Origin of the sequence: Duganella sp. SG902 (genome assembly GCF_013376005.1) — a bacterium.
GTDB lineage: Bacteria > Pseudomonadota > Gammaproteobacteria > Burkholderiales > Burkholderiaceae_D > Rugamonas.
The window spans coordinates 752,554-778,664 of the sequence record NZ_JABMJK010000001.1 but is presented as its reverse complement, the minus strand read 5'-3'; the positions used below and the strand labels follow the sequence as shown (position 1 = coordinate 778,664).

General features: G+C 65.2%; 21 protein-coding genes. 18 read left to right on the top strand and 3 right to left on the bottom strand.

What is annotated here, in order from left to right; genetic code table 11:
* Positions 1 to 238: hypothetical protein (locus tag FHW83_RS30440; RefSeq protein ID WP_218105937.1), on the top strand; the 238-nt coding region annotated here is incomplete at its 5' end.
* Here the strand turns inward: FHW83_RS30440 and FHW83_RS03470 are convergent.
* Positions 205 to 1,008, bottom strand: a complete 804-nt coding sequence (locus FHW83_RS03470; RefSeq protein ID WP_176644927.1) for a PP2C family serine/threonine-protein phosphatase — start codon at positions 1,006 to 1,008, stop codon at positions 205 to 207. The two genes, FHW83_RS30440 and FHW83_RS03470, sit on opposite strands and share 34 nt — an antisense overlap.
* A 137-nt stretch (positions 1,009 to 1,145) precedes the next feature.
* Between FHW83_RS03470 and FHW83_RS03465 the strand changes: the two genes are divergently transcribed.
* Positions 1,146 to 1,346, top strand: a complete 201-nt coding sequence (locus FHW83_RS03465; RefSeq protein WP_008450659.1) for a YdcH family protein — start codon at positions 1,146 to 1,148, stop codon at positions 1,344 to 1,346.
* 15 nt (positions 1,347 to 1,361) lie between these two features.
* Complete coding sequence (locus FHW83_RS03460; RefSeq protein WP_218105936.1) at positions 1,362 to 3,398, top strand: ATP-dependent DNA helicase; 2,037 nt, start codon at positions 1,362 to 1,364, stop codon at positions 3,396 to 3,398.
* A gap of 107 nt (positions 3,399 to 3,505) precedes the next feature.
* On the opposite strand, the gene FHW83_RS03455 is transcribed toward FHW83_RS03460, so the two are convergent.
* Positions 3,506 to 4,483 (bottom strand): NADPH:quinone oxidoreductase family protein, encoded by a 978-nt coding sequence (locus FHW83_RS03455; protein ID WP_176644926.1) that lies wholly within the window; start codon positions 4,481 to 4,483, stop codon positions 3,506 to 3,508.
* A 158-nt stretch (positions 4,484 to 4,641) separates the two neighbouring features.
* Here FHW83_RS03455 and FHW83_RS03450 point away from each other — a divergent pair, with 158 nt between their 5' ends.
* The 9 genes from FHW83_RS03450 (at position 4,642) to pbpC (ending at position 20,274) form a co-directional block, all read left to right on the top strand.
* Positions 4,642 to 5,247, top strand: coding sequence for a toll/interleukin-1 receptor domain-containing protein (locus FHW83_RS03450; RefSeq protein WP_176644925.1), 606 nt, complete (start codon positions 4,642 to 4,644; stop codon positions 5,245 to 5,247).
* Between the two features lie 9 nt (positions 5,248 to 5,256).
* Positions 5,257 to 7,218 carry a KGGVGR-motif variant AAA ATPase gene (locus FHW83_RS03445; RefSeq protein ID WP_176644924.1) on the top strand — a complete coding sequence of 654 codons (1,962 nt, stop codon included), beginning with the start codon at positions 5,257 to 5,259 and terminating at the stop codon, positions 7,216 to 7,218.
* A gap of 70 nt (positions 7,219 to 7,288) precedes the next feature.
* Positions 7,289 to 8,026: a 5'/3'-nucleotidase SurE gene (gene surE, locus FHW83_RS03440; protein WP_176644923.1), complete on the top strand. Its 738-nt coding sequence runs from the start codon at positions 7,289 to 7,291 to the stop codon at positions 8,024 to 8,026.
* The gene (locus tag FHW83_RS03435; protein WP_176644922.1) at positions 8,023 to 8,892 is read left to right on the top strand and encodes a protein-L-isoaspartate(D-aspartate) O-methyltransferase; all 870 of its coding nucleotides are present in this window, start codon (positions 8,023 to 8,025) and stop codon (positions 8,890 to 8,892) included. Before surE ends, FHW83_RS03435 begins: the two co-directional genes overlap by 4 nt.
* A 29-nt stretch (positions 8,893 to 8,921) precedes the next feature.
* Entirely contained in the window at positions 8,922 to 9,860 is a 939-nt protein-coding gene (locus FHW83_RS03430; protein ID WP_176644921.1) for a peptidoglycan DD-metalloendopeptidase family protein, read from the top strand.
* A 13-nt stretch (positions 9,861 to 9,873) separates the two neighbouring features.
* Positions 9,874 to 10,878 carry an RNA polymerase sigma factor RpoS gene (rpoS, locus tag FHW83_RS03425; protein ID WP_176644920.1) on the top strand — a complete coding sequence of 335 codons (1,005 nt, stop codon included), beginning with the start codon at positions 9,874 to 9,876 and terminating at the stop codon, positions 10,876 to 10,878.
* A gap of 164 nt (positions 10,879 to 11,042) precedes the next feature.
* On the top strand, positions 11,043 to 12,386 hold the full coding sequence (rlmD, locus tag FHW83_RS03420; RefSeq protein WP_176644919.1) for a 23S rRNA (uracil(1939)-C(5))-methyltransferase RlmD: 1,344 nt from the start codon (positions 11,043 to 11,045) through the stop codon (positions 12,384 to 12,386).
* Positions 12,387 to 12,466: 80 nt separating this feature from the next.
* The gene (locus FHW83_RS03415; RefSeq protein WP_176644918.1) at positions 12,467 to 18,175 is read left to right on the top strand and encodes an alpha-2-macroglobulin; all 5,709 of its coding nucleotides are present in this window, start codon (positions 12,467 to 12,469) and stop codon (positions 18,173 to 18,175) included.
* Positions 18,172 to 20,274, top strand: a complete 2,103-nt coding sequence (pbpC, locus tag FHW83_RS03410; protein ID WP_176644917.1) for a penicillin-binding protein 1C — start codon at positions 18,172 to 18,174, stop codon at positions 20,272 to 20,274. Before FHW83_RS03415 ends, pbpC begins: the two co-directional genes overlap by 4 nt.
* 45 nt (positions 20,275 to 20,319) lie before the next feature.
* On the opposite strand, the gene FHW83_RS03405 is transcribed toward pbpC, so the two are convergent.
* Complete coding sequence (locus FHW83_RS03405) at positions 20,320 to 21,000, bottom strand: Bax inhibitor-1/YccA family protein (protein ID WP_176644916.1); 681 nt, start codon at positions 20,998 to 21,000, stop codon at positions 20,320 to 20,322.
* Between FHW83_RS03405 and FHW83_RS03400 the strand changes: the two genes are divergently transcribed.
* The 6 genes from FHW83_RS03400 (at position 20,990) to ispG (ending at position 26,062) form a co-directional block, all read left to right on the top strand.
* The gene (locus FHW83_RS03400) at positions 20,990 to 21,196 is read left to right on the top strand and encodes a hypothetical protein (RefSeq protein WP_176644915.1); all 207 of its coding nucleotides are present in this window, start codon (positions 20,990 to 20,992) and stop codon (positions 21,194 to 21,196) included. The genes FHW83_RS03405 and FHW83_RS03400 overlap by 11 nt on opposite strands.
* Before the next feature lie 51 nt (positions 21,197 to 21,247).
* Positions 21,248 to 21,655, top strand: a complete 408-nt coding sequence (ndk, locus tag FHW83_RS03395; protein ID WP_176644914.1) for a nucleoside-diphosphate kinase — start codon at positions 21,248 to 21,250, stop codon at positions 21,653 to 21,655.
* Between the two features lie 72 nt (positions 21,656 to 21,727).
* Positions 21,728 to 22,900, top strand: a complete 1,173-nt coding sequence (gene rlmN, locus FHW83_RS03390) for a 23S rRNA (adenine(2503)-C(2))-methyltransferase RlmN (protein WP_176644913.1) — start codon at positions 21,728 to 21,730, stop codon at positions 22,898 to 22,900.
* Complete coding sequence (gene pilW / locus FHW83_RS03385; protein ID WP_176644912.1) at positions 22,900 to 23,721, top strand: type IV pilus biogenesis/stability protein PilW; 822 nt, start codon at positions 22,900 to 22,902, stop codon at positions 23,719 to 23,721. Before rlmN ends, pilW begins: the two co-directional genes overlap by 1 nt.
* Positions 23,722 to 23,734: 13 nt before the next feature.
* On the top strand, positions 23,735 to 24,781 hold the full coding sequence (locus FHW83_RS03380) for a helix-turn-helix domain-containing protein (RefSeq protein ID WP_176644911.1): 1,047 nt from the start codon (positions 23,735 to 23,737) through the stop codon (positions 24,779 to 24,781).
* An 18-nt stretch (positions 24,782 to 24,799) separates the two neighbouring features.
* On the top strand, positions 24,800 to 26,062 hold the full coding sequence (gene ispG, locus FHW83_RS03375) for a flavodoxin-dependent (E)-4-hydroxy-3-methylbut-2-enyl-diphosphate synthase (RefSeq protein ID WP_176644910.1): 1,263 nt from the start codon (positions 24,800 to 24,802) through the stop codon (positions 26,060 to 26,062).
* The last annotated feature ends 49 nt before the right edge of the window (positions 26,063 to 26,111 follow it).

Here is a 26,111-nt window from a genome sequence, read left to right as displayed (position 1 = left end):
CCTTCATTATTTGATGAAAAGTCGATATCCTGAACATGTTGCGGGTTTGGTTTTTGAGTTTGGCGACTACGGGTATACGCCCGTTAACCAATACCTGCAACACCTTCAGGCTTATTCAAGCAAATTTATTCCGGACAGCAGTGCGCGCAGGCGGGAATCCATAGAACGTGCGCAGCTCGCCGGTGCCCGCGCAGCGGCCCTGAATCACACCGCCCGGCGCATCTTTTCCACCGTGTAGCCGGGCGTCTCCTGCGGCGGCGCCACCAGCTTGATGATGGCCATCGAACAATTGTCGCCCTTGCCCTGGGCGCGTTCGCCGGCCTTGCCGATCAGCCGTTCGGCCGCCTGGCGCGGCGTGTTGCGCTGGACCGCCGCCGCCAGTTCCTCGGGGCGGAACCACTGCCACAGCCCGTCCGAGCACAGCATCAGGGCGTCGCCGGCCTGCAGACCTTCGTGCCAGCCGACCGTGACGAACGGCGCCTTCAGGCTGTTGCCCAGCACATTGTTCAGCAGGCGCGAGCCGCGATGCTTCCTGGCCGCCTCCGGCGGCAGCTTGTCGTGCTGGATCAGGTGCTCGACGTAGGCGCCGTCGTTGGTGCGCATGGCGCAGGTCTCGCCGCTGAAACGGTACACCCGGGCGTCGCCCACATGGGCCCACACCACCTGCGCCTGCGGCGTCAGCACCATCAACGCCAGCGCGCTGTGCGGTTCGGCGCTGGCGGCCAGCGGATTCATGGTGATGACTTGGTGCGCTTCCAGCGCGATATTGCGCAGCAGTTCGCGCAGGCGCGCCAGGTTGGCGGTGTCGCCCACGCGGTATTCGTCAAACAGATGCTTGGCGGTCAGCAGCACCTGGTCGGCGCCGATCGGGCTGTGGTTGCCGTCGGCCAGCACGGCCATGACGTAGCCCGGCGCCTGGGCGGCCGTGTACAGGGCGACCCGGTCGTTTTGCCGCGGCCGGCCGCCGATATGCTGGGCGGTCCCGGCTTCGATTTTGTAGGCGCTCATAGTCGGTACTGTATCCTGGACGGCGGGTGAGCGATCATTCTGTTGGCGGCAGGCCCGCCGTAGATTAAACTATGCACCGTGTCGCAGTTTGTACGCAATACCTATGTTGTTCCAGTGAAACTATTTGGCTGAGAAATATGACTGATGTACAAGATATCCAACGTCGCCTGATTGAACTCGACGTCGAGCACCGCGATCTGGACGCGGTGATCGACATGCTCACGCTGGATGGACACCACGATCAACTGCAATTGCGCCGCCTCAAGAAGCGCAAGCTGCAACTGAAAGACCATATCACTCTGCTGAAAATGCAATTGGTGCCCGACGTTCCGGCGTAAGCACCCCGACTAATTTTGACCGAACACCTCCCTCCGACTCCCGACGCCATTCCCGCCGTCATCGGCGCCACGCCTGAACAGCCTCCCGGCAAGTACGATTCCGAGGTCGAGCGCCTGTTCGGCGCCGGCGGACCGCTGGGGCCGGCCGTGGGCGACTTCCGCCCGCGCCGCTCGCAGACCGAGATGGCCAAGGCCGTGGCCGCGGCCATCGCGTCCCAGACCACGCTGATCGCCGAGGCGGGCACGGGCACGGGCAAAACCTTCGCCTACCTGGTGCCGGCGCTGCTGTGGGGCGGCAAGACCATCGTCTCGACCGGGACCAAGAACCTGCAGGACCAGCTGTTCCTGCGCGACATCCCGGCGGTGCGCAACGCCTTGCAGGCGCCGGTCTCGGTGGCGCTGCTGAAAGGGCGCTCCAACTACCTCTGCCACTACCATCTGGAGCGCACGCTGCAGAACGGCCGCATGACCTCGCGCGACGACGTCGGCCACCTGCGTGAAATCTCGCGCTTCCTGAAGATGACCAAGACCGGCGACAAGGCCGAGCTGGCGCGGGTGCCGGAAAACGCCCTGATCTGGAACCTGGTGACCTCGACCCGAGACAACTGCATGGGCGCGGAATGCCAGTATTACCAGGATTGCTTCATCATGAAGGCGCGCAAGGAGGCGCAGCAGGCCGACGTGGTGGTGGTCAACCACCACCTGTTCTTCGCCGACGTGGCCCTGAAGGACTCCGGCGTGGCCGAGCTGCTGCCGTCGGCCAACACCATCATCTTCGACGAGGCGCACCAGCTGCCGGACACCGCCACCCTGTTCTTCGGCGACACGTTTTCCACCTCCCAGGTGCTGGAACTGTGCCGCGACGTGCTGGCCGAGGGCTTGTCCAACGCGCGCGACGGCGCCGACTGGGGCAAGGTGGTCACCGTGGTGGAAAAGGCGGCGCGCGACCTGCGCCTGACCTTCCCGCAGGACATCGTGCGCCTGTCGCTGCCGCAGATCGCGCCATCGAGCGACTTCTTCCCGGCGCTGGAAAAACTCAAGGACGAGCTGGACGGCATGATGGCCGTGCTGGAAAAGCAGGCCGAGCGGGCGGAAACGCTGGAACAATGCCGCCAGCGCGGCCTCGACCTGGTGGCGCGGCTGGCGGCGTGGAAATTCGACCCCAAGGCCAAGGTGGCCAAGGGCGAGGAGGCGGTGTTCTGGGTGGAGGCCTACGCCTCGTCGCTGCAGCTGCACAAGACGCCGCTATCGATCGCGCCGATCTTCAACGGCCAGCGGGAAGGCGTGCCGCGCAGCTGGATCTTCACCTCGGCGACGCTGGCGGTGAAGAACGATTTCAGCCATTTCGCCGAGCAAATGGGCCTGACCGACGAGCCGTCGATGTCGTGGCCGAGCCCGTTCAACTACGAGGAACAGGGCATCCTGTACGTGCCGACCGGCCTGCCGGACCCGAATTCCTTCGGCTACACCGACGCGGTGCTGGACCTGGCGTTGCCGGTGATCGAGGCGGCCGGCGGCAAGACTTTCCTTTTATGCACGACCCTGCGCGCGGTCAAGCGTGCCGCCGAGCGCCTGCGCGACGAATTCGACAAGCGCGGCCTGCCGTATCCGCTGTTCGTGCAGGGCGACAAAGGCCGGACCGAGTTGCTGGACCAGTTCCGCAAGGCCGGCAATGGCGTCCTGATCGGTTCGCAAAGCTTCTGGGAAGGCGTGGACGTGCGCGGCGACGCGCTGTCATTGGTCATCATCGACAAACTTCCGTTCGCCCCGCCGGACGACCCGGTGCTGGCGGCGCGGCTGGAAGTGATGGAAAAGCAGGGCAAGAATGGCTTCATGAGCCATACCTTGCCGGAAGCCATCATCAACCTGAAGCAGGGCGCCGGGCGCCTGATCCGCGACGAAAAAGACCGTGGCGTGCTGATGCTGTGCGATCCGCGCGTGATTTCCAAGCCCTATGGCCGCCGCATCTGGCAAAGCCTGCCGTCCTTCAAACGCACGCGCGAACAGCAAGTCGTGATCGAATTCTTCAAAAACAAGAATTCCGATCAGTAACTTTCAGTCAAAAAATTTGGGGTCAGCTCTGACATTCGGACATTGCGGAACTAAAAAGCTGTGAAATAGTTCCCTAATGTCCGAATGTCAGAGCTGACCCCAAATTGTTATTGCGGCAATACTATTACTTTGCCGGTGACTTTGCGGGCGGCCATGTCGTTCAGTGCCTGGGCCGCGTTCTCCAGCTGGTAGCGCCCTGAAATCCGGGGGCTGATTTTGCCTTCCTGTAACCATTGCAGCAGCTGGCGCATGTTTGCCATGTTGCCTTTTGGATCACGCTTGGTGAACTCACCCCAGAATACGCCGACCAGCGAGGCGCCTTTCAACAACGTCAGGTTCAGCGGCAGTTTCGGGATCCCGCCGTTGGCGAAGCCGACCACCAGGTAACGCCCACCCCACGCGATCGAACGGAACGCCGGCTCGGCATATTCGCCGCCAACCGGGTCGTAGATCACGTCCGGCCCCTTGCCGCCGCTCGCGGCCTTGACCGCCTCACGCCAGTCCGGCCGGCTGTAGTTGATCAGGACGTCCGCGCCGTGCTGGCGGCACACTTCCAGCTTCTCATCGGTCGAGGCGCAAGCAATGATGCGGCCTCCAAGGGCTTTTCCTATTTCGATGGCGGCCAGGCCCACCCCGCCAGCCGCGCCAAGAATTAGCATGTTCTCACCATTTTTTAGCGCGGCCCGGTCCGCAATCGCATGGTACGAGGTGCCGTAGGTGAGGGTGATGGCGGCCGCCGTGTCGAAATCCATGTCGGACGGCATGGGAATCAGGGCTTGCACTGGCGCTAATAGCTGTTGCCCGAAGCCACCTGTCGGGACGAAGGCGATGACGTGGTCGCCGGGTTTGAAAGTTGTCACATCGTCAGCGACCGAGCGGATCACGCCGGCCACTTCGCTGCCGGGCACGAATGGCAGTTCCGGCTTGAATTGATATTTTCCTTGCACGATTAGCACGTCCGGGAAGTTGACGCCGGCGGCGCGCACATCGATTACCACCTGCCCCGGTCCCGCTTGCGGATCTTGTAATTCTTGCATGGTCAGGGTGTCCGGCGCGCCCCAGGCGTTGCATACCACAGCTTTCATGCGAGTCTCCTTGGTTATAAAAAAGAACGGTCGTTATATTTTTATCTTACCTGAAACTGCCAGCCGATTGCGCAAAGTTCCGCCTGTCGCACGTTTGTTCTAACTCAAAGTCTCTGCATTATGGCTTGTTAGAGTTGGTTAAACGCAGGGAGGATGTCATGACTATCCGTCACGGCTGCTTTTTCAGTTATGCCCATGGCCGGCATACATATATGAGTAAGTTCAAGGACGATTTGATCGACGCCTTGAAGTGCTACCTGGAACCGCACTTCGACAATGAGGAAGAGCTTTTTGTTGATAGTGAGCAACTCGGCGGGGGAGACGACCTCGACGAGAAGATCGCGCACGCCATGTGCGAGAGCGTGTGCATGATTGCCATTTATACACCTAAATACGAGGCCCACGGCTACACCCGCCGCGAGTTCGCGGCCATGCAACTTATCGAGCGCGAGCGCAAGCAGTGGTACAGCTTGCCCAGCCATCTGATCATTCCCGTCATCATGACCCGCCATCCCGGCGGCTTGCCGCCGCAAATCGCCGGCCCCGGCATGTATGTGGATTTTTCCCGCTACACGCTGGCCAGCGGCGACCTGAAGACCAATCCCGACTTCATTCCGGACATCGAGAAAATCGTCCACCGCATCGCTGAGCATTACCACTGCCTAAAACGAAGCATGCCGCCGGGGCATGACTGCAGCCGTTTCGTGCTGCCCGACATCCCGCCGGAGTGGCGTGCCATTCCTCCTCCACATTTCCCTCGCTAAAGGTTTGCCATGGAATCCAATCCATTGACCCTGCCGCCGCTCAGCACCAGCGGCGAAGTGATTACTTTCTATTCTTACAAGGGCGGCACTGGGCGCACGATGGCGCTATCGAATATCGCCGTGCTGTTGGCGCGCCAGCAAAACGCCACCACGCCGGTGTTGATGGTCGACTGGGATCTCGAAGCCCCGGGGCTGCACCATTATTTCGCCGACCAGCACCACGAGCCCAAGCCGGGCGTGCTCGAGCTGTTCGAGGCCTGCCGCGAGCAACTCCACGGCCACCGCAACGGCGCCGCGCTCGACGACGAGGAACTCGCGCATGAGGTGCTGTCGCATATTGATATCGGGCAATATGTGACGCGGGTCGATCAGGGCAGCCAGCTGTACCTGATGCGCGCCGGACGGTTCGACGACAGCTATGGCGAGCGGCTGGCCTCCATGGACTGGGAGGAGCTGTTCCACAGTTGCCCGGCGCTGTTTCGCTGCTTCGCCGACCGGCTGTCGCGCCATTTCCGCTACGTGCTGGTCGATTCGCGCACCGGCCGCACCGATAGCGCCGGCATCTGCACCACCTTGCTCCCGCGCAAGCTGGTGGTGGTGTTCACGCCCAACCGGCAGAGCCTGGAGGGCGTGCAGGCGCTGGTGGCGCGCGCCACCACCTATCGCCGCAGCCATGAGGACGAGCAGCGGCCGCTGCTGGTCTACCCCTTGCCCTCGCGCATAGAAATGGGCGACAGCGCCCAGCGCGCCCAATGGCGTCGCGGCGACGAGCGCCAGCGCATACTCGGCTACCAGCCCAGTTTCGAGGACTTGATCCGCGACTGCTACGGCATGCAGCAGCTGTCGCTGGAAAGCTATTTCGACGAGGTGCAGCTGCAGCAGACCCGCACCTTCGCCTATGGCGAGCAGGTGGCGGTGCGGCTCGACCAGGGCGGCGACCGCTTTTCGCTGACGCGCACCTTCGAGGCCTTTCTCGACTGGTTGGCGCCCGGCTATTTCCCGTGGCAGTCGCACCGCGAGATCCACCTGCTGGCCTCGATCGCCGAGGCGCGCCGCGCGCTGGAGGCCGGCGGCGGCGCCGGCCGCGCCGTGCCCCAGCCGCTGGCGCGCGACCTTAATCTGCTGGGCGAGTTGTACCGGCGCGAGGGCAAGCTGCGGCAGGCGCTGGCCTGTTTCGAGGAAAGCCTGACCTTGCGCCAGCGCGGCCTCGGCGAGGATCATCCCGACACGCTGGTCAGCAAGACCAATCTGGCGGCGGCGCTGCGGCTGCAGGGCAAGCTGGAGGCGGCGCAGTTTCTGGAGGAGTGCGTGGTCGAGGCGCGCGAACGGCTGCTGGGCGCCGAACATGTCGATACGCTGGCGGCGCGCGGCGCCCTGGCCCACACCATGGGCTTGCAAGGCCGGCTGGCCGAGGCGCTGGCCATCCAGGACGCCGTGATCGACACCTATATGCGGCTGCTCGGCGCCGAGCACCTGCTGACGCTGTCCGCCAAGGCCGCGCGCGCCGAGTTGCTGCTGCAGCGCGGCGACACCGAACACGCGCGCAGCGTGCAGGAGCAGGTGCTGGCCTCCCGCAAGCGCCTGCTGGGCGCCGAGCACGTCGACACGCTGCGCAGCAAGACCGCGCTGGCGCAAACGCTGGTGCACATGCAGGAGCTGGACGCCGCCCGCAGCCTGCTGGAGGCGGTGCTGCACGCCCAGCTGCGGCGGCTGGGGCCGGATCACGCCGACGCCCGCAAGGCGCGAGAGCAGCTGGCCGAGGTGCAGTTGCAACTGGGAATGCCCGCGGCCGAGCTGCCGCCGGTGCATGAGCTGCACCAGAACGCCGCCATGGACGACTACGGCGACGCGCTGGTGCGTCCGGGGCGCGCGCGCAGCGCGGCGGCGGCCAACAGCCTGTGGTCGCGCGCCTCCGATGAAATGCTGGCGCTGGACGGTTACCTGTCGGCGCCGCGCGCGCCGTCGCGTTGAGCGAAATTTATCTGTTTTCCGGGCCGCCGGCGTGCGCAGTCCGGCCATTGCTTCAGGTAAAATCTCCGGTATGAGAATCCTGATAAGCAATGACGACGGCTACCTCGCGCCCGGCATCAATGCGCTGGCCGAGGCGCTCGCGCCCATCGCCGAGATCGTGGTGGTGGCGCCGGACAGCAACCGTTCGGGCGCATCGAACTCCCTGTCGCTGGACCGGCCGCTGTCGGTGCAGCGCGCGGCCAATGGTTTTTATTTTGTCAACGGCACGCCCAGCGACTGCGTGCACGTGGCGCTGACCGCCGTGCTCGATTACAAGCCGGACCTGGTGGTGTCCGGCATCAACAACGGCCCCAACATGGGCGACGACACCCTGTATTCCGGCACGGTGGCGGCCGCCACGGAGGGCTTCCTGTTCGGCATCCCGTCGATCGCCTTCTCGCAGGGCGCCTACGGCTGGGAGCATATCGAGGACGCGGCGCGCCACGCGCGCGACCTGGTCCAGCGCTTTTACGAGGAACTGCCGCGTCCCTGCCTGTGGAACGTGAATATACCGAATCGGCCTTATGAGCAACTTAAGGCCGTGGCCGCGACCCGGCTCGGCCGGCGCCATCAGTCGGAGCCGGTGATCCGGGCCAAGGACCCGCGCGGCAGGGATATCTACTGGATCGGCCCGCCGGGCGCGTGCAAGGACGCCGGCGAGGGCACGGATTTCCACGCCGTGGCCAACGGCAAGACCTCGATCACCCCGCTGCAGATCGACCTGACCCACACCTCCCAACTCAGTGCACTGGCAAAGGCCTTGGCATGACCGAAAAAAACCGTACCTTTCCTTTGCCGCTGTCCTCGGTAGTCGACAAGGGGGCCAAAAAGGCGACGGTCTTCGGGCCGGTGGCGACACCGCAAACCGCCACCCAGAACGCCGCGCGCCACGCGCCGCCCCAGTATCCGGCCCCGCGGCCGGTGGCCACGCCGTCGAAGTCGCACAGCTACGCCATGGAGCGCGCCCAGCCGCTGCCGGCCCCCGCGCCGCGCCAGAACCCGCTGGTGTCGGAGGCCGTGCGGCGCGCCATGGTGCAGCGCATCGCCAGGCAGGGCGTCCAGGACCAAGTGGTGCTGAACGCCATGGACACGGTGCCGCGCCACATGTTCATGGACGAGGGCCTGGCGCCCCAGGCCTATGTCGACGCCTCGCTGCCGATCGGCCACCACCAGACCATATCCCAGCCCTACATCGTGGCGCGCATGATCGAGGTGATGCGCAACGGCGGCCAGCTCAAGCGCGTGCTGGAGATCGGCACCGGCTGCGGCTACCAGGCGGCGGTGCTGGCGTGCGTGGCGCAGGAGGTGTATTCGATCGAGCGCATCAAGCCGCTGCACGAGCTGGCCAAGGCCAATCTGCGGCCCCTGCGGATACCGAATCTGCGCTTGCATTACGGAGATGGTATGCTTGGGCTGCCGCAAGCGGCCCCGTTTGACGGTATCATTCTGGCCGCGGCCGGGATGGAAGTGCCGCAAGCCCTGCTGGAGCAGCTGACCATCGGCGGTCGCCTGGTCGCGCCGGTGGGCGTGCGCACGCAGCACCTGGAATTGATTACGCGCATCGGCAAGACGGAGTGGGCCAGCCAGACGCTGGAGGATTGCCATTTCGTGCCGCTGCGCCCGGGCGTGATTTAAGGCCCGAACCACTAGACACGACGATGAGAATGACGAAGAAAAGTAATTTGCTCTTGATGGGCTTCGCGCTCGCTTTATTGAGCGCCTGCGGCACCACCCCCAACCAGGCCCCGGTCGTAGACCGCACGATCCCGCCGGCCGTCAAGCCCGCCACGCCGAGCGAAACGGCGCAGGTCGCCCGCGACGAGCGCGGCCTGTACACCGTGAAGAAGGGCGACACCCTGATCCGCATCGCGCTCGAGTTCGGCCAGAACTACCGCGACCTGGTGGCCTGGAACAACCTGGCCAATCCGAACGACATCAAGGTCGACCAGGTGCTGCGCGTGCTGCCGCCCGAGGGCAATGGCAGCGGCGTGGAGACCGCCGCCGTGATCATGCCGCCGTCCGACAAGACCCCGCCGCCGCCGCCGGTGGTCAAGAAAACCGGCCCCAAGGGCGACAAGAAGCCGTACTCCGAGGCCAACCTGGCCGAGCTGCAGCGCGCCGACAACGGCAAGGACGTGGCGGCGACGCCGGCGCCAGCGCCGGCCGCCGCCGCGCCGCGCGCCAGCGTGCCGGTCCCGGCCGCGCCCGCCGCCCCGGCGCTGGCCGCCGACGACGCCAACCTGAGCTGGATCTGGCCGGCCGACGGCAAGGTCATCGCCACCTTCGACGAGGGCAAGAACAAGGGCGTGGACATCGCCGGCAAGGCCGGCCAGCAAGTCGTGGCCGCCGGCGCGGGAAAAGTGATGTACGCCGGCAGCGGCATCCGCGGATATGGTAATCTCGTCATTGTGAAGCACAGTAATAATTTGTTGTCGGCCTACGCGCACAACCGGACCATCCTGGTCAAGGAGGGGCAGAGCGTGAGCAAGGGACAAATGATTGCGGAAATGGGCGATTCCGACACCGATTCCGTCAAGCTGCACTTTGAAATACGGCAGCAGGGCAAACCGGTCGACCCGTCCCGCTTCCTGCCCAACCGATAGCTGAGCCGATGCGATGACCTCCACGCCACACGATCAGATGGATGACGATGCTCTCCCGGACGATTTCCGGGACGATGCCAACGATGATGCCGCGATCGATGGGGGGGAGGAGGCCGATCTGCCGGAAGCCGGCGCGGTGCTGGAGAGCGTCGACGAGCTGAAGAAAGTGCTGGCGGCCGAGCTGTCCACCGACACCACCCAGCACTACCTGAACCAGATCGGCACCCGGCCGCTGCTGACGGCGCAGCAGGAGGTCCACTACGCCACCCTGGCCAAGGCCGGCGACTTCAGCGCGCGCCAGACCATGATCGAGCACAACCTGCGGCTGGTGGTGTCGATCGCCAAGCACTACATCAACCGCGGCGTGGTGCTGCTCGACATGATCGAGGAGGGCAACATCGGCCTGATGCGCGCCATCGACAAGTTCGAGCCCGAGCGCGGCTTCCGCTTCTCCACCTACGCCACCTGGTGGATACGCCAGAGCATCGAGCGCGCCATCATGAACCAGGCGCGCACGGTGCGCCTGCCGGTGCACATGGTGCGCGAGCTGAATCAGATCCTGCGCGGCAAATACCACCTCGAGGCCCAGCACCACAACGGCAAGGACGCCACCGCCGAGGACATCGCCGAGCTGGTCGGCCGGCCGGTGGAGGAGGTGCAGGACATCCTGGCGCTGTCCGAGCACGCCACCTCGCTGGACGCGCCGCTCGACAACGACCCCCAGTCGTCGCTGATGGACATGCTGCCCGGCGACAGCGAGGACAGCCCGGACGCCCGCGCCGAGCATCACGAAATGACGGTGCTGGTGCGCGACTGGCTGGCCAAGCTGCCCGACAAGCAGCGCATCGTCATCATGCGCCGTTTCGGCCTGGACAACGACGACCCGGCCACGCTGGAAACCCTGGCCGAGGAAATGGGCGTCACGCGCGAGCGCGTGCGCCAGATCCAGCAGGAAGCCCTCGTCAAGCTCAAGCGCGCCATGGCCGCGCGCGGCGTGGTCCGCGATTCCCTGCTGTAGTCTGCTATCATATCGGCCCGACGCAACCACCGTTGTCCCGCGATCCGTCATTCCGGCGAAGGCCGGAATCCATAGCCCCTGCGCATACCCGCGAACTCAGTATGGATTCCGGCGTCCGCCGGAATGACGGGTTGAAGCCGCCTTTTCATTCAATATTGAACGCTATGCAAGAAAATACCATCGACATCAAATCGCTCGACATGGACGCCCGTGGCGTCGGCCACATGCAGGACAATGAAGACGGCACGCCGGGCAAAGTGGTGTTCGTGGAAGGCGCCCTGCCGGGCGAGCGCGTCAGTTTCGAGACCTTCAAGAAAAAGAAAAACTGGGAAGCGGCCAAAATGACCGCGCTGCACCGCGAATCGTCGATGCGCGTCAAGCCCAAGTGCGAGCACTTCGACTACTGCGGCGGCTGCTCCATGCAGCACATCGAGCCGAGCGCGCAGGTGGCGATCAAGCAGCGCGTGCTGGAAGATAATCTGTGGCACATCGGCAAAGTCACGGCCGACAACATCATGCGTCCGATGTACGGCCCGACCTGGGGCTATCGCTACCGCGCGCGCCTGTCGGTGCGCTGGGTCGAGAAGAAGGGCACGGTGCTGGTCGGCTTCAAGGAGAAAAAGTCCATCTTCGTGGCCGACATCCAGAGCTGCCAGATCCTGCCCAAGCACGTGTCGGACATGTTCATGCCGCTGCGCACGCTGGTCGGCTCGCTGTCGCTGTACAACCAGATCCCGCAGATCGAACTGGCCATCGGCGAAGACGTCACCGTGCTGGTGCTGCGCATCATGGACGCGCTGACCGCCGACGACGAAACCAGGATCAAGGCCTTCGCCGACCAATACAAGGTGCAGTTCTGGCTGCAGACCAAGGGCCCGGAGACCGCCGAGCCGTTCTACCCGCTGGAGCCGCAGCTGCACTACCTGCTGCCGGAATTCGGCGTGCGCATGCCGTTCAAGCCGGTCGACTTCACCCAGGTCAACCACCACATCAACCGCGTGCTGGTGCACAAGGCGCTGCGCCTGCTGGAGGTGCAGCCGCAAGACCGCGTGGCCGACCTGTTCTGCGGCCTCGGCAACTTCACCCTGCCGCTGGCCACGCTGGCGCGCGAGGTGGTAGGCATCGAGGGCAGCCAGGCGCTGACCGACCGTTCGCTGAGCAACGCCAAGGCCAACGGCTTGGATAAGAAGACCACCTTCTACAACCGCAACCTGTTCGAGGTGACGCCGCAGGACCTGATCGACCTCGGCAAGTTCGACCGCATGCTGATCGACCCGCCGCGCGATGGCGCCATGGCGCTGTCGCTGGCGCTGGGCGAACTGCGCAAGACCAATCCGGAATTCCTGCCCAAGCGCATCGTCTACGTCTCGTGCAGCCCGTCGACGCTGGCGCGCGACGCCAACGTGCTGGTCAACCTGGCCGGCTACAAGCTCGATAAGGCGGGCGTGGTCAACATGTTCCCGCACACCTCGCACGTCGAGTCGATGGCCGTGTTCGATCTGGTGTAAGTGTTTTTCTTCTAATGTTATTGACTTTGCAGGAGGGCTGCGCAACACTGAGCTGATCATTATCAGCGCCTGGAGTTGGCATGCGCCTCCTGTCCCGCCTCATCGCCATGGCTGCGTTCTGCAGCCTGCCGCTGGCCGTTCTGGCCGATACCTCCGTCACCTCGTTTTCGCCATCGGGCACCGTCAAGGGCGTGCGCCAGGTGGCCGCGCGCTTCAACGGGCAAATGGTCCCGCTGGGCGATATGCGGCTGGGCGATCCGTTCAGCATCGATTGTCCGGAAGAGGGCAAGGGCCGCTGGATCGATGGCCAGAACTGGAGCTACGATTTCGCGCGCGACCTGCCGGCCGGCGTGGCCTGCCGCTTCACGCTCAAGGACGATGTCAAGGATTTGAGCGGCAAGCCGCTGGCCGGCACGCGCCAGTTCAGCTTCGATACCGGCGGCCCGGCCATCGTGGAGGCGGCGCCGCGCGAGGGTAGCAGCTATATCGACGAGCAGCAGATCTTCGTGCTCGGCCTCGACGCGCCGGCCAGCGACGAAACCGTGGCCGCGCAGGCGTGGTGCCGCGCGGAGGGCATCAATGAGCGTATCGGCGTGCGCGTGCTGCAGGGCGCGGAGCGCCAGCAGGTGCTCGATCTGCGCAAGTCCTTCACCGAGCGTTATCTGTCCCTGTACTTCAAGGCGCGCGGCGTGGTGTGGCGCGCCACCACGGCGGTCAACAACAAAAAGCTGGAGCGCCTGCCGCTCGCGGTCCTGCAATGCAAACGCAGCCTGCCGGCGGCGACCGAGGTGTCGCTGGTGTGGGGCGCGGGCATCAAGGCCGACAGCGGCATCGCCACCACGCAGGATCAAACGCTGTCCTACAAAACGCGGCCCGATTTCACCGCGCGCTTCAGCTGCGACAGGTTGAGCGCCGACGCCGGCTGCGTGCCTTTCCTGCCGATGCGTGTGCAGTTCAGCGCCCCGGTCAAGCGCGCCGACGCGCTGGCCGTCAAGATCACGGGGCCGGGCGGCAAGGTCTTCAAGCCAACGCTCGACAAGGAGGAGGAAAAGAGCGAATACCTGGAATGGCTGACCTTCAAGGGCCCATTCCCGGAAAGCGCCAGGCTGACGGTCTCGCTGCCGGCCGGCGTGAAGGACGATGCCGGCCGCGCGCTGCTCAATCAGGCGCGCTTCCCGATGGCGATCCGCACCGACGCGCAGCCGCCGCTGGTCAAGTTCCCGGCGCGCTTCGGCATCATCGAAGCGAAGGGCGACAAGCTGCTGCCGGTCACGCTGCGCAATGTCGAGGCGCAGCTGGCCGGCGCCAAGGTCGATGGCGCCGCGCTGCGCGTCAACGACGCCGCCTCCTCGCCGGACCAGCAGGACCAGCAGGTGATCGCATGGCTCAAGCGCATGGGCAGCAGCTACAGCTGGGAACCGCAGGAACTGCACGTTAACAAGATGAGCAAGCCGCTGCTGGACGCCAAAGCCGGCAAGGTGGAGCGCTTCAGCATGCCCAAGCCGGGCGGCGCCAAGGCGTTCGAAGTGGTCGGCATCCCGCTGCGTAAGCCGGGCTTCTACGTGGTGGAGCTGGCGAGTCCCAAGCTGGGGACAGGGCTGGCGCTGGACAAGGGGCCGGCCTACGTGAGCAGCGCGGCGCTGGTGACCAATATGGTGGCGCACTTCAAGCACGGCGCCGAATCGTCGCTGGTGTGGGTGACGTCGCTGGACAAGGGCCAGCCGGTGGCGCAGGCGCAGGTGGCGGTGCGCGACTACAAGGGCGCGTTGCTGTGGCAGGGCATGACGGACAGCGGCGGCCTGGCGCACATCCGCCAGGAGCTGGTGCAGAAGGAGGATCAGCGCTTCTTCATCAGCGCACGGCTGGGCGGCGATATGACGTTCACGCTGTCCGACTGGGATCGTGGCATCGAGACCTGGCGCTTCAATCTGCCGACCGGTTACTACGGCGCCGACAATGTGATCGCATCCACGGTATTCGACCGCACGCTGCTGCGCGCCGGCGAGACGGTGCACATGAAGCATTTCCTGCGCCGCCACGTGGAGCAGGGACTGGTGCGCGCCGCCAAGGAGCAGCCGGCCAGCATGTTCATCATCCATGAGGGCAGCGGCCAGCAGTATGAACTGCCGCTGAAGTGGAGCGCCAACGGCTCGGCCGAGAACAGCTGGCCAATTCCGGCCGCCGCCAAGCAGGGCTGGTACCAGTTGATGATTGGCGGACGCGGGTCGGGCCGCTTCCGTGTCGAGCAGTTCCGCGTGCCGACCATGAAGGCGCTGCTGCAGGGGCCGAAAGCGCCGGCGGTGCAGGCGTCTTCGGTGGATCTGGATGTGCAGCTAAGCTATCTGTCCGGCGGCGGGGCGGGCGACGCGCCGGTGCAGTTGCGCACCGTGGTGCAGAACAAGAGCGTCAGCTTCGAGGATTACGCCGATTTCAGCTTCAGCGCCGGCGACGTCAAGGTCGGCGTCGAGCAGCGCGGCGGCAGCTTCGATGACGATGAGGGCATGTTCGAGGGCGAGGAGGACGCGGCGGCGGCCGGCGCCGTCCGCACGCGCAGCGTGACGCTGGACAAGGCCGGTGGCGCGCGCGTCACGCTGGATCAGCTGCCCGCCGTGCAAACGCCGCACGAGGTGATGGCCGAGATGACCTGGCAGGACGCCAATGGCGAAACCCTGTCCGCCGCCACCCGCATTCCGTTGTGGCCTTCCAGTTACGTGATCGGCATCCAGCCGGACGGCTGGGTGGCCAGCAAGGATGCGCTCAAGTTCACGGTGGCGGTGCTGGACCTGCAGGGCAGGCCGGTGAGCGATGCGCCGGTGGCGGTGGATATCTTCCAGCGCCAGTCCTACTCGCATCGCCGTCGTTTGATCGGCGGCTTCTACGCCTATGAAAACAGCAGCGAGGTCAAAGCGCTGGGCGCCGCCTGCGAGGGCAAGACCGATGGCAAGGGCCTGCTGATTTGCCAGATCAAGGCGCCGGCCTCCGGCAATCTCATCCTGCGCGCGAAAACCCAGGACGCGCAGCAGCGCGTGGCCGTCACCAACCGCGAGACTTGGGTGGCCGACGGCGCCGACTGGTGGTTCGCGGCCACCGACAACGACCGCATCGATCTGCTGCCTGAGAAAAAACGCTATGAACCTGGCGACACCGCCACCTTCCAGGTGCGCATGCCGTTCCGCGAGGCGACCGCGCTGATCACGGTGGAGCGCGAGGGCGTGATCGACACCTACGTGCGCCCGCTCAGCGGCAGCGAACCGGTGTTCTCGATCCCGGTGAAGAAGCAGTATGCGCCGAATGTCTATGTCTCCGCGCTGGTGGTGCGCGGCCGCGTGAACGGCGTGCAGCCGACCGCGCTGGTCGATCTCGGCAAGCCGGCTTACAAGCTGGGCATCGCGCCGCTGCGTGTGGGGTGGTCGGCCAATGAACTGAAGGTGCAGGTCAAGGCCGACAAGGATGTGTACAAGGTGCGCGACAAGGCCACGGTGGCGGTGAAGGTCACGCGCCCCGACGGCTCGGTCCCGCCGGCCGGCGCGGAAGTGGCGCTGGCGGCGGTCGACGTCGGCCTGCTGGAGCTGATGCCGAACACCAGCTGGGATCTGCTGGAAGCCATGATGGAGCAGCGTAACCTGCAGGTGTCCACCGCCACGGCGCAGATGCAGGTGGTGGGCAAGCGCCACTTCGGCCGCAAGGCGGTGCCGGCCGGCGGTGGCGGCGGCAAGGGCGCCGGGCGCGAGTTGTTCGACACGCTGCTGTTCTGGAAGGCGCGCGTCACGCTGGACGCGAATGGCGAAGCCACGGTGCAGGTGCCGATCAACGATTCGCTGACGGCGTTCCGGATTGTCGCGGTGGCCAGCGCGCAGGCGGACTTGTTTGGCACCGGCCGCACGGAGGTGCGCAGCTCGCAGGACCTGATCCTGCTATCCGGCCTGCCGTCCATGGTGCGCGAGGGCGACCGCTTCCGCGCCACTTTCACGCTGCGCAACACCACGGACGCCGCCGTCAAGGCGACCCTGCGCGTGAATGCCAACGCCAGTGGTGCCGGTATCGCCAGCGCGGCGGCTGCGGGTGTGGGCGGCAAGCCGCTGCCGCCGCAGTCGGTCACGCTGAAGCCGGGACAGGCGCGCGAGGTGGGCTGGGACGCGCAGGCGCCGTTGTCCGCCGCGACGCTGGCGTGGGACGTCAGCGCGGCGGTGGAGGGCGGCGGCCCGGCATCGTCCGACCGCATCAAGATCACGCAGAAAATCGTCCCCGCGGTGCCGGTCACGGTCATGCAGGCGACCCTGCTGCAACTGGACCGCAAGCAAAGCATGGCGGTCAAGCTGCCGGATGACGCGCTGCCGGGACGCGGCGGCGTGCAGGTGCAGTACAGCCCCAGACTGGGCGGCGAGCTGCCCGGCGTGCGTGACTACATGCTGCGATACCCGTATCGCTGCTTCGAGCAAATGACATCGCGCTCGATCGCGCTGCACGATGAGGGCATGTGGAACGACGCTGCGGAAAAGCTGCCGGCCTATCTCGACGCCGATGGCCTGGTTAAATACTTCGCGCAGATGGACAAGGGCAGCGACACGCTGACGGCCTATGTGCTGTCCGCCGCCAGCGAGGCCGGTTACACGATCCCCGATGCGCTGAAAGGCCGCATGGAATCGGCGCTGCTGGCTTTCGTGCAGGGCAAGGTGGTGCGCTACTCGTCGCTGCCGACGGCCGACCTGGCGGTGCGCAAGATCGCCGCGCTGGAAGCCTTGTCGCGTTCCAGGCCGGTCACCGCCAGTGAGCTGGAGTCGTTCTCGGTGCAACCGAACCTGTGGCCGACGTCCGCCGTCATCGACTGGTATCAGATCCTGCAACGCTCGCCCAAGTTGCCACAGCACGCGCAGCGTTTGAAGGAGGCGGACCAGATTCTGCGCTCGCGCCTCAACCTGCAGGGCACGACCATGACCTTCTCGACCGAGCGCACCGACGACTGGTGGTGGCTGATGTCTTCGGCCGACAGCAACGCCAATCGCCTGCTGCTGGTCATGGCCGACAATCCGGCCTGGAAGGACGACATCGGCCGCCTCGCGCGCGGCGCGCTGGGACGGCAGAAGAAGGGCCGCTGGGGCACGACCGTCGCCAACGCCTGGGGCGTGCTGGGCATGGACAAGTTCTCGCGCCTGTTCGAAAGCGAAAAAGTGACCGGCACCGCTGGCGCCACGCTGGCCAACGCCAGCAAGAGCATCGCCTTCGGCGGCGATCCCGCCGGCGGCACGGCCTTGCTGCCATGGCCGCGCGGCGGCGGCGGTCAACTGGAGCTGGAGCACACTGGCGCCGGCAAGCCATGGGCCACGGTGCAGACCTTGTCGGCGGTGCCGCTCAAGGCGCCGCTGTCGAGCGGCTACAAGATCGCCAAGACCATCACGCCGCTGGAGCAGAAGGCCAAAGGCGTGTGGTCGCGTGGCGATACCTATCGCGTGCATCTCGATCTGGAGGCGCAGTCGGACATGACGTGGGTGGTGGTGGACGATCCGATTCCCGCCAGCGCCACCGTGCTGGGGTCGGGCCTCGGCGGCGATTCGCAGATCTCCACCAGCGGCGAGCGCGCCACCGGCTGGGCATATCCGGCCTTCCAGGAGCGCAGCTTCGAGGGGTATCGGGCGTTTTATGCGTTTGTCCCGAAAGGCAAATGGAGCGTGGAGTACACGGTGCGCCTGAATAATCCCGGCCAGTTCAACCTGCCGCCGACGCGGGTGGAAGCCATGTACAGCCCGGAGATGTTTGGCGCCGCACCCAACGCGGCCATGACGGTGAAATGAAACTGATCGTCTCCGCCCTGGTGCTGGCGCTGGCCAGCGCCGCAGTGCAGGCCGTGCCGACGTTTGACGCGGTGCGCGCGGCCTATCGCTCGTCGGACGCCGAGCTGCTGGATCGGCATGGCGAGCCGATTCAATCGCTGCGTATCGACATGGCGGTGCGGCGCATGCCGTGGGTGGCGCTGGGCGATATCTCGCCCGCGCTGCCGGCGGCGGTGCTGCAGGCCGAGGACCAGCGCTTCTACGAACACAAAGGCGTGGACTGGAGCGCGGCCGCCAAGGCCGCCTGGGACAACTTGTTCCGGACACGCCCGCGCGGCGCGTCCACCATCACCATGCAGCTGGCGGCCTTGCTCGATCCGGCCTTGCAGCCTGCGGCCAAGGGGCGCAGCTGGTCGCAGAAGTGGGATCAGGTCAAGGCCGCGCGCGAGCTCGACGCCGAGTGGTCCAAGCAGCAGATCATGGAGGCCTACCTGAACATGGTGTCGTATCGCGGCGAGCTGCAAGGCGTCGGCGCGGCCGCGCGCGGCATGTTCGGCAAGGCGCCGTCCGGATTGGATCTGAGCGAATCGGTGATACTTGCCAGCCTGCTGCGCGGGCCGGCGGCGGGGCAGAAGGTGGTGACGCAGCGCGCCTGCGGGCTGGCGCAAGAATTGCGCTTGCCGTCGACCTGCAGCGAAATCCAGTTGCGGATTATTTTGGCGTGGGGCCGTCCGCAGCTGGCGTCCAGTTTGCCGCCGGCGCCGCAGGTGGCTCAGCAACTGCTGACGCGCGGCGGACAGGCGGTGCGCAGCACGCTGGACGCGGGCTTGCAGCGTTATGCGCAGGTGGTGCTGCGCCAGCAGTTGACCGCGCTGAACGGCCGCAACGTCAACGATGGCGCGCTGGTGGTGCTGGACAACGCCAGCGGCGAGATCCTGGCGTACGTTGGCAATCCGGGAGGGGGCGACGTGGACGGCGTGGCGGCGCTGCGCCAGGCCGGATCCACGCTCAAGCCTTTCCTGTACGAGCTGGCGCTGGAGCGCCGGCAGATCACGGCGGCCTCGCTGATGGACGACTCGCCCATCGATGTCTCGACGCCGTCCGGGCTGTACGCGCCGCAAAACTATGACCGGGGATTCAAGGGCTTTGTCAGTGCACGCACCGCGCTGGCCAGTTCACTCAACGTGCCGGCCGTGCGCACGCTGATGATGACCGGGATGGAGCGCTTTCACGAGCGCTTGCGCGAGTTGGGCCTCAGCAGCCTGACGCAACCGGCCGAATACTATGGTTATTCGCTGGCGCTGGGCTCCGCCGAGGTGTCGCTGCTGGAACTGAGCAATGCGTATCGCGCGCTGGCGAATGGCGGCGTGTATGGCTCGGCCACGCTGATGCGGCGCGGTGCTGACGCTGGTGCTGGCGCCGCGCGCCGCGTGCTGGACGCGCGCGCCAGCTTCATCGTCAGCGACATCCTGGCCGACCGCGCGGCGCGCAGCGTCACCTTCGGCCTGAAGAACGAACTTGCCACCACCTTCTGGGCAGCCGTCAAAACCGGCACCAGCAAGGACATGCGCGACAACTGGTGCATCGGTTATTCGGACAAGTACACGGTTGGGGTCTGGGTTGGCAATTTCGATGGCCAGTCGATGTGGGACGTGTCCGGCGTGACCGGCGCCGCGCCGGTGTGGCGCGACGTGATGGATTACCTCCACCGCGGCCAGCCCAGCCGCGCGCCCAAGCCACCGGCGGGCGTGCTGCGCCAGCAGGTCGCCTTCCAGCCGGAGCTGGAATCGGCGCGTGGCGAGTGGTTCATCGCCGGCACCGAAAGCCCGGTGATCGCCCTGGTGCGCGACGAACATCGCGCGCCGAAGATCTTGTATCCGGGCGACGCCAGCATCCTGGCGATCGATCCCGACATCCCGGACGCCACTCAGCGCGTCTTCTTCCTGGCCCAGGGCGGCCACGGCCTGCGCTGGCAGCTGGACGGCGAGGCGCTGGGCCAGGCCAGCGCCGACTACCCTTGGCGCCCGACGCCAGGCCAGCATCAGCTGGCCCTGATCGACGCCAACGCCAACCCCGTCGTGACCACCCGTTTCCAGGTGCGCGGCGGCGGCGCGCAATAAAAAAAGCCGGCGCGGGGCCGGCTTTTTGGGGGGGGCGGGGGACGCTTAGTCGCGGTCGCCGCCGAAGATGCCCAGCAGTTGCAGCAGGCTGGTGAAGATGTTGTACACGTCCAGGTACAGGGCCAGGGTGGCGCGGATGTAGTTGGTCTCACCGCCGTTGACGATCTGCTGCACGTCATACAGGATGTAGGCCGAGAAGATGGCAATCGCCACCACCGAGATCACGATCGCCAGCGCCGGGATGTGCAGGAAGATGTTGGCGACCGACGCCAGCAGCAGGATGATCACGCCGGCGAACAGCCACGAGCCCATGCCCGAGAAGTCGCGCTTGGACACGGTGGCCACCGAGGCCAGCGTCGCGAACACCGCCGCCGTGCCGCCGAACGCGGTCATGATCAGGAAGCCGCCGTTGGCGAAGCCCAGGATGCGCGACAGCAGAGGCGTCAGCATCAGGCCCATGAAGAAGGTGAAGCCCAGCAGCAGGGCCACGCCGACGCCGGAATCCTTGTTCTTCTCGATGCCCCAGATGAAGCCGAAGGCCACGGCCAGGAACAGCAACGCCATCAAACCACCGCCCAGAGGCAGGTGCAGGGACACGCCGAGGGCCGCGCCGAACACGGTCGGAACCATCGACAGGGCCAGCAGCCAGTAGGTATTGCGCAGCACTTTGTGCTGGACGGCCTGACGATTCGCCGCCAGGTCGTAGGTTTTTTGCATGTTGATCATAGTAGTGCCTCCAGTTTCCAATGCAGGTAAAAGTTTACCGCTTGCTAAAAGCATAGCATGGCGTACGAAGAATGCGCAAAAACATGCCAAAAATGCACTTAATCCGGACTTAAACCGCCTTAATTGTCCGCAGTGCAAGCATATCCCGCGCCGTTATTCGGAATATGGGGTGTTCTATGGTAAAATCAAAGGTTGATTGGATTATCAATTCTTGTTTTAAACCTTTCTTTTTATTGGAGTTTTTCAAATGGCAATCGAACGCACCCTGTCGATCATCAAACCAGACGCAGTTGCAAAAAACGTGATCGGCAAAATCTACACCCGCTTCGAAGAAGCTGGCCTGAAGATCGTTGCCGCTCAAATGAAGCAACTGTCGCGCGCTGACGCCGAAGGCTTCTACGCCGCGCACAAAGAGCGCGGCTTCTTCAAGGACCTGGTGGACTTCATGGTTTCGGGCCCGGTCATGATCCAGGTTCTGGAAGGCGAAAACGCCGTCCTGAAAAACCGCGAACTGATGGGCGCGACCGATCCGAAGAAAGCGGAAAAAGGCACCATCCGCGCCGATTTCGCTGACTCGATCGACGCCAACGCCGTGCACGGCTCGGACGCTGTCGAAGCCGCCGCTGTTGAAATCGCTTACTTCTTCGGTAAGTAATTCGTAAGGATTCCGTTTCCGCGCCGCGGTGCGGAAACGGGATAAATGCTTAGTACTGTTGTGAACCAAACTATGAACGCTGCTCTGACCAACTTGCTGGATTTCGATCCCGCGCAACTCAACGCCTACTGCGCCGAGTTGGGAGAGAAACCGTTCCGCGCCAAGCAACTGCAACGCTGGATCCACCAATTCGGTGCGTCGGACTTCGACAGCATGACCGATCTGGCCAAGTCGCTGCGCGACAAACTGAAAACCCGCGCCCAGATCGTGGCGCCGCAGATCATCAGCGACCATACCTCGTCCGACGGCACCCGCAAGTGGCTGGTCGACGTCGGCAATGGCAACGCCGTGGAAACCGTGTACATCCCGGAGGAAACGCGCGGCACGCTGTGCATCTCGACCCAGGCCGGTTGCGCCGTCAACTGCCGCTTCTGCTCGACCGGCAAGCAGGGCTTCAGCCGCAACCTGACCGTGGGCGAAATCATCGGCCAGCTGTGGATGGCCGAATTCGAACTGCGCCGCACCAAGGGCATCGAACCGGGCCCGAAGGGCGAGCGCCAGATCACCAACGTGGTGATGATGGGCATGGGCGAGCCGCTGCTCAACTTCGAGCCGACCGCCACCGCGCTGAAGATGATGCTGGACGATAACGCCTACGGCCTGTCGCGCCGCCGCGTGACCCTGTCCACCTCGGGCGTGGTGCCGATGATCGACAAGCTGGCGCAGGAAGTGCCGGTGGCGCTGGCGGTCTCGCTGCACGCCTCCAACGACGAGCTGCGCAACGGCCTGATCCCGCTCAACAAGAAATACCCGCTCAAGGAACTGATGGCCGCCTGCAAGCGCTACATCGAGTTCGCGCCGCGCGACTTCATCACCTTCGAGTACTGCATGCTGGACGGCGTCAACGACACCGACCAGCACGCGCGCGAACTGGTGGCGCTGGTGCAGCACCCCGAGTATGGCGTGAACTGCAAATTCAACCTGATTCCGTTCAACCCCTTCCCGGAATCGGGCCTGCTGCGCTCGAAGAACCCGCGCATCGCCGCCTTCGCGCAAATCCTGCTCGACGCTGGCATCGTCACCACCATCCGCAAAACCCGTGGCGACGACATCGACGCCGCCTGCGGCCAACTGGCCGGCGAGGTGCAGGACCGTACCAAGGTCCAGCAACGGATGGAAAAAATGGCCGAGTACCAGAACAAGTTCGGCGCCAACTTCGGCAAGATCGTGGAGATCCGTTCCTGATGACCTTCCTGGCGCAGCGTAGCCGGCTCAGTCTCGTCGCGCTTTGCGTGGCCGGGGCGCTGGCCGGTTGCGCCTCGCCGGGCCCCCAGCCGGGCAAGAGCGGCAAGGCCGAGCTGAGCACGGCGTCGGACCAGACCGCGATCCAGCGCAAGGTGGATATCCGCATGCAGCTGGCGATCGGCTATTTCGAACAGGGCCAGTACGCGGTGGCGCTGGACGAGGTCAAGCTGGCGCTGGCGGCCGATCCGAACTATGCCGACGGCTACGGCATGCGCGGCCTGATTTACCAGCAGATGGGCGAGACCGCGCTGGCCGAGGACAACTTCGTGCGCGCGCGCAAGCTGGCGCCGAACAGCCCGGACCTGGCCAACAACTACGGTTCCTTCCTGTGCCAGCAAGGCCGTGTGAAGGAGGCCTTGCCGCTGTTTGATGCGGCCTTGGCCAACCGGAGTTACCGTTCGCCGGCCAGCGCCGCGAACAACGCCGGCTCGTGCGCATTGAAGATCAAGGATTACGCCAGCGCGGAGCGTTATCTGCTGCAAGCCTTGCAGTTGACGCCCGACCTGCCGGCCACCAACGCCAATCTGGCGCGGGTCTATTTTGAAAAAGGCGATTACGTGCGCGCCAATTTTTTCATCACCCGTTTGAACAAGGTGGCAAAGATGGAGAGTCTCACGGCCGATGTGCTGTGGCTCGCGATTAAGGTGCAGCATAAGCTGGGCGATACGGCCGCGGAAGCTGGTTGGGCGACGCAATTGCGTCGCCACCACCCCGGCTCGACCGAGTATGCTGCTTATCAACGTGGGGCGTTTGATGAGTGAAACAGGGGTACCAATGAATTCTGAGTGGGCAGAACCGCCGCAGGAGCAGGGCAACACTGGCAAGGCCACGCCCGGTGCGTTGCTGGCCGCCCAACGCGAAGCGATGGGTTGGACGGTTGAACAGATTGCGGACCAACTGAAGCTGGCGGTGCGTCAGGTGAAGGCATTGGAGGCCGGCGATTACGCCGCGCTGCCGAATATGGCGGTCACGCGCGGCTTTGTGCGCGCCTACGCCAAGGTATTGAAGATGGACGCGGCGCCCTTGGTCGCGATGATCGAAGCGGCGCAACCGACCAGCCCCGAGGTCGTGGTGGCCCCGCGCAAGGATCTGGCGGCTTCGTTCTCGGAGTCGCGCTTCCCGTCGATGACGGGACGTTCGTCGTCGGCGCCGGCCGGTTGGCTGATCGGCCTGGCGGTGGTGGTGGTGGTCGGGGCGGCAGGTGCTTACGCCTACCAGAGCGGCTTGATTCCGGCCTCGCTGTTCGAGCGCAAGGAAGAAGCGGCCAAGCCGGCCGAGACCACGCCGGCATTGGAAACCACGCTGGTCAAGCCGGGTCAGGAAACGGCCAGCAGCACGCTGCAGTCGCCGAACGTGCCGCTGATTTCGGTGACGCCGCAAGGCGAGCAGGCCGCCACCGGCACCGCCGCCGCGGCAGCACCGGCGACGGGCGCCGCGACGCCACCGGCCGCAACACCATCGCCATCGCCGGCGGTCGCCGCGCCGGTGGCGGCGCCAGCCCAGGCGCCCGCGCCGGCCGCAACCGCGCCAGCGCCCGCTCCGGCGCCCGCCGCGCCGGCGCCGGCGCCGGCGGCGGCCGGCAGCGGCCACCAACTGGTGTTGAAAGTGACGGAAGATTCGTGGGTGGAGATTCGCCGCCCTGGCACCACCTCGCTGATCTCGCGCGTGGTGAAGGCCGGCAGCACCGAGACCTTTGACATCAAGGATCCGGCGCTGCTCATCGTCGGCAAGCCGGGCGGCGTGGAAGCCACGCTGGGTGGTGCGCCGCTGCCGCTGCCGCTGATCCCGGGCGGTACGATATCCCGCGTGAACATCAAGTAAGAACTGAGTAGAACGACCATGACGCAAACTGCTATTCCATCGGGACCAAACGACCGCCGCGCCAGCCGCCGCGTGTTGATCTCGCACGGCGAGCGCAAGATCTGGGTGGGCGGCGACGCCCCGGTGGTGGTGCAGTCGATGACCAACACCGACACCGCCAACGCCATTGAAACCGCGATCCAGATCCGCGACCTGGCGCGCGCCGGCTCGGAGCTGGTGCGCCTGACCGTGGACCGTCCGGAAGCCGCCGAGGCGGTGCCCTACATCCGCGAACAGCTGGACAAGATGGATGTCGACGTCCCGCTGGTGGGCGACTTCCACTACAACGGCCACACGCTGCTGCAAGACTATCCGGAGTGCGCCAAGGCGCTGTCCAAGTACCGCATCAATCCCGGCAACGTCGGCAAGGGCGCCAAGCGCGACACGCAGTTCGCGCAGATGATTGAAGTGGCCGCGCGCTACGACAAGCCGGTGCGCATCGGCGTCAACTGGGGCAGCCTGGATCAGGCGCTGCTGGCGCGCATCATGGACGAAAACGCCGTGCGTGAAAATCCATGGACCGCGCAGCAGGTGATGTACGAGGCGCTGATCACCTCGGCCATCGAAAACGCGCAGCGTGCGGAGGAACTGGGTCTGGGCCGCGACAAGATCATCCTGTCGTGCAAGGTCTCGGGGGTGCAGGACCTGATCGCCGTGTACCGCGAACTGGGCAAGCGCTGCGACTATCCGCTGCATCTGGGCCTGACCGAGGCGGGCATGGGCAGCAAGGGCATCGTCGCCTCGACCGCCGCGCTGTCGGTGCTGCTGCAGGAAGGCATCGGCGACACCATCCGCATTTCGCTGACCCCGGAACCGGGCGGCGACCGCACCAAGGAAGTGGTGGTGGGGCAGGAGATCCTGCAGACCATGGGTCTGCGCAAATTCACCCCGATGGTGATCGCGTGCCCGGGTTGCGGCCGCACTACCTCGACGACCTTCCAGGAGCTGGCGGACAACATCCAGACCTTCCTGCGCGAGCAGATGCCGGAGTGGAAAAAGCTCTATCCGGGCGTGGAGGCGATGAACGTGGCCGTGATGGGCTGCATCGTCAACGGTCCCGGCGAATCGAAGCACGCCAACATCGGCATCAGCCTGCCGGGCACCGGCGAATCGCCGGCCGCACCGGTGTTCGTGGACGGCGCCAAGGTGGCGACGCTGCGCGGTGAGCGCATCGTGGAAGAGTTCCAGGAAATCGTACTGAATTACGTGAAGAAGAACTACCAACCCGTCGTTCCCGCGTAGGCGGGAACCCATGCTGAGTATGGATTCCCGCCTGCGCGGGAATGACGAC

Excerpts from the sequence above, each read along its gene's own strand:
- ispG (WP_176644910.1), top strand. The coding sequence starts at position 24,800 with ATGACGCAAACTGCTATTCCATCGGGACCAAACGACCGCCGCGCCAGC.
- FHW83_RS03405 (WP_176644916.1), bottom strand. The coding sequence starts at position 21,000 with ATGATCAACATGCAAAAAACCTACGACCTGGCGGCGAATCGTCAGGCC.
- FHW83_RS03400 (WP_176644915.1), top strand. The coding sequence starts at position 20,990 with ATGTTGATCATAGTAGTGCCTCCAGTTTCCAATGCAGGTAAAAGTTTA.
- surE (WP_176644923.1), top strand. The coding sequence starts at position 7,289 with ATGAGAATCCTGATAAGCAATGACGACGGCTACCTCGCGCCCGGCATC.
- pilW (WP_176644912.1), top strand. The coding sequence starts at position 22,900 with ATGACCTTCCTGGCGCAGCGTAGCCGGCTCAGTCTCGTCGCGCTTTGC.
- FHW83_RS03430 (WP_176644921.1), top strand. The coding sequence starts at position 8,922 with ATGACGAAGAAAAGTAATTTGCTCTTGATGGGCTTCGCGCTCGCTTTA.
- FHW83_RS03470 (WP_176644927.1), bottom strand. The coding sequence starts at position 1,008 with ATGAGCGCCTACAAAATCGAAGCCGGGACCGCCCAGCATATCGGCGGC.
- pbpC (WP_176644917.1), top strand. The coding sequence starts at position 18,172 with ATGAAACTGATCGTCTCCGCCCTGGTGCTGGCGCTGGCCAGCGCCGCA.
- FHW83_RS03450 (WP_176644925.1), top strand. The coding sequence starts at position 4,642 with ATGACTATCCGTCACGGCTGCTTTTTCAGTTATGCCCATGGCCGGCAT.
- FHW83_RS03455 (WP_176644926.1), bottom strand. The coding sequence starts at position 4,483 with ATGAAAGCTGTGGTATGCAACGCCTGGGGCGCGCCGGACACCCTGACC.
- FHW83_RS03445 (WP_176644924.1), top strand. The coding sequence starts at position 5,257 with ATGGAATCCAATCCATTGACCCTGCCGCCGCTCAGCACCAGCGGCGAA.
- rlmD (WP_176644919.1), top strand. The coding sequence starts at position 11,043 with ATGCAAGAAAATACCATCGACATCAAATCGCTCGACATGGACGCCCGT.
- FHW83_RS03465 (WP_008450659.1), top strand. The coding sequence starts at position 1,146 with ATGACTGATGTACAAGATATCCAACGTCGCCTGATTGAACTCGACGTC.
- FHW83_RS03380 (WP_176644911.1), top strand. The coding sequence starts at position 23,735 with ATGAATTCTGAGTGGGCAGAACCGCCGCAGGAGCAGGGCAACACTGGC.
- rlmN (WP_176644913.1), top strand. The coding sequence starts at position 21,728 with ATGAACGCTGCTCTGACCAACTTGCTGGATTTCGATCCCGCGCAACTC.
- ndk (WP_176644914.1), top strand. The coding sequence starts at position 21,248 with ATGGCAATCGAACGCACCCTGTCGATCATCAAACCAGACGCAGTTGCA.
- rpoS (WP_176644920.1), top strand. The coding sequence starts at position 9,874 with ATGACCTCCACGCCACACGATCAGATGGATGACGATGCTCTCCCGGAC.
- FHW83_RS03435 (WP_176644922.1), top strand. The coding sequence starts at position 8,023 with ATGACCGAAAAAAACCGTACCTTTCCTTTGCCGCTGTCCTCGGTAGTC.
- FHW83_RS03415 (WP_176644918.1), top strand. The coding sequence starts at position 12,467 with ATGCGCCTCCTGTCCCGCCTCATCGCCATGGCTGCGTTCTGCAGCCTG.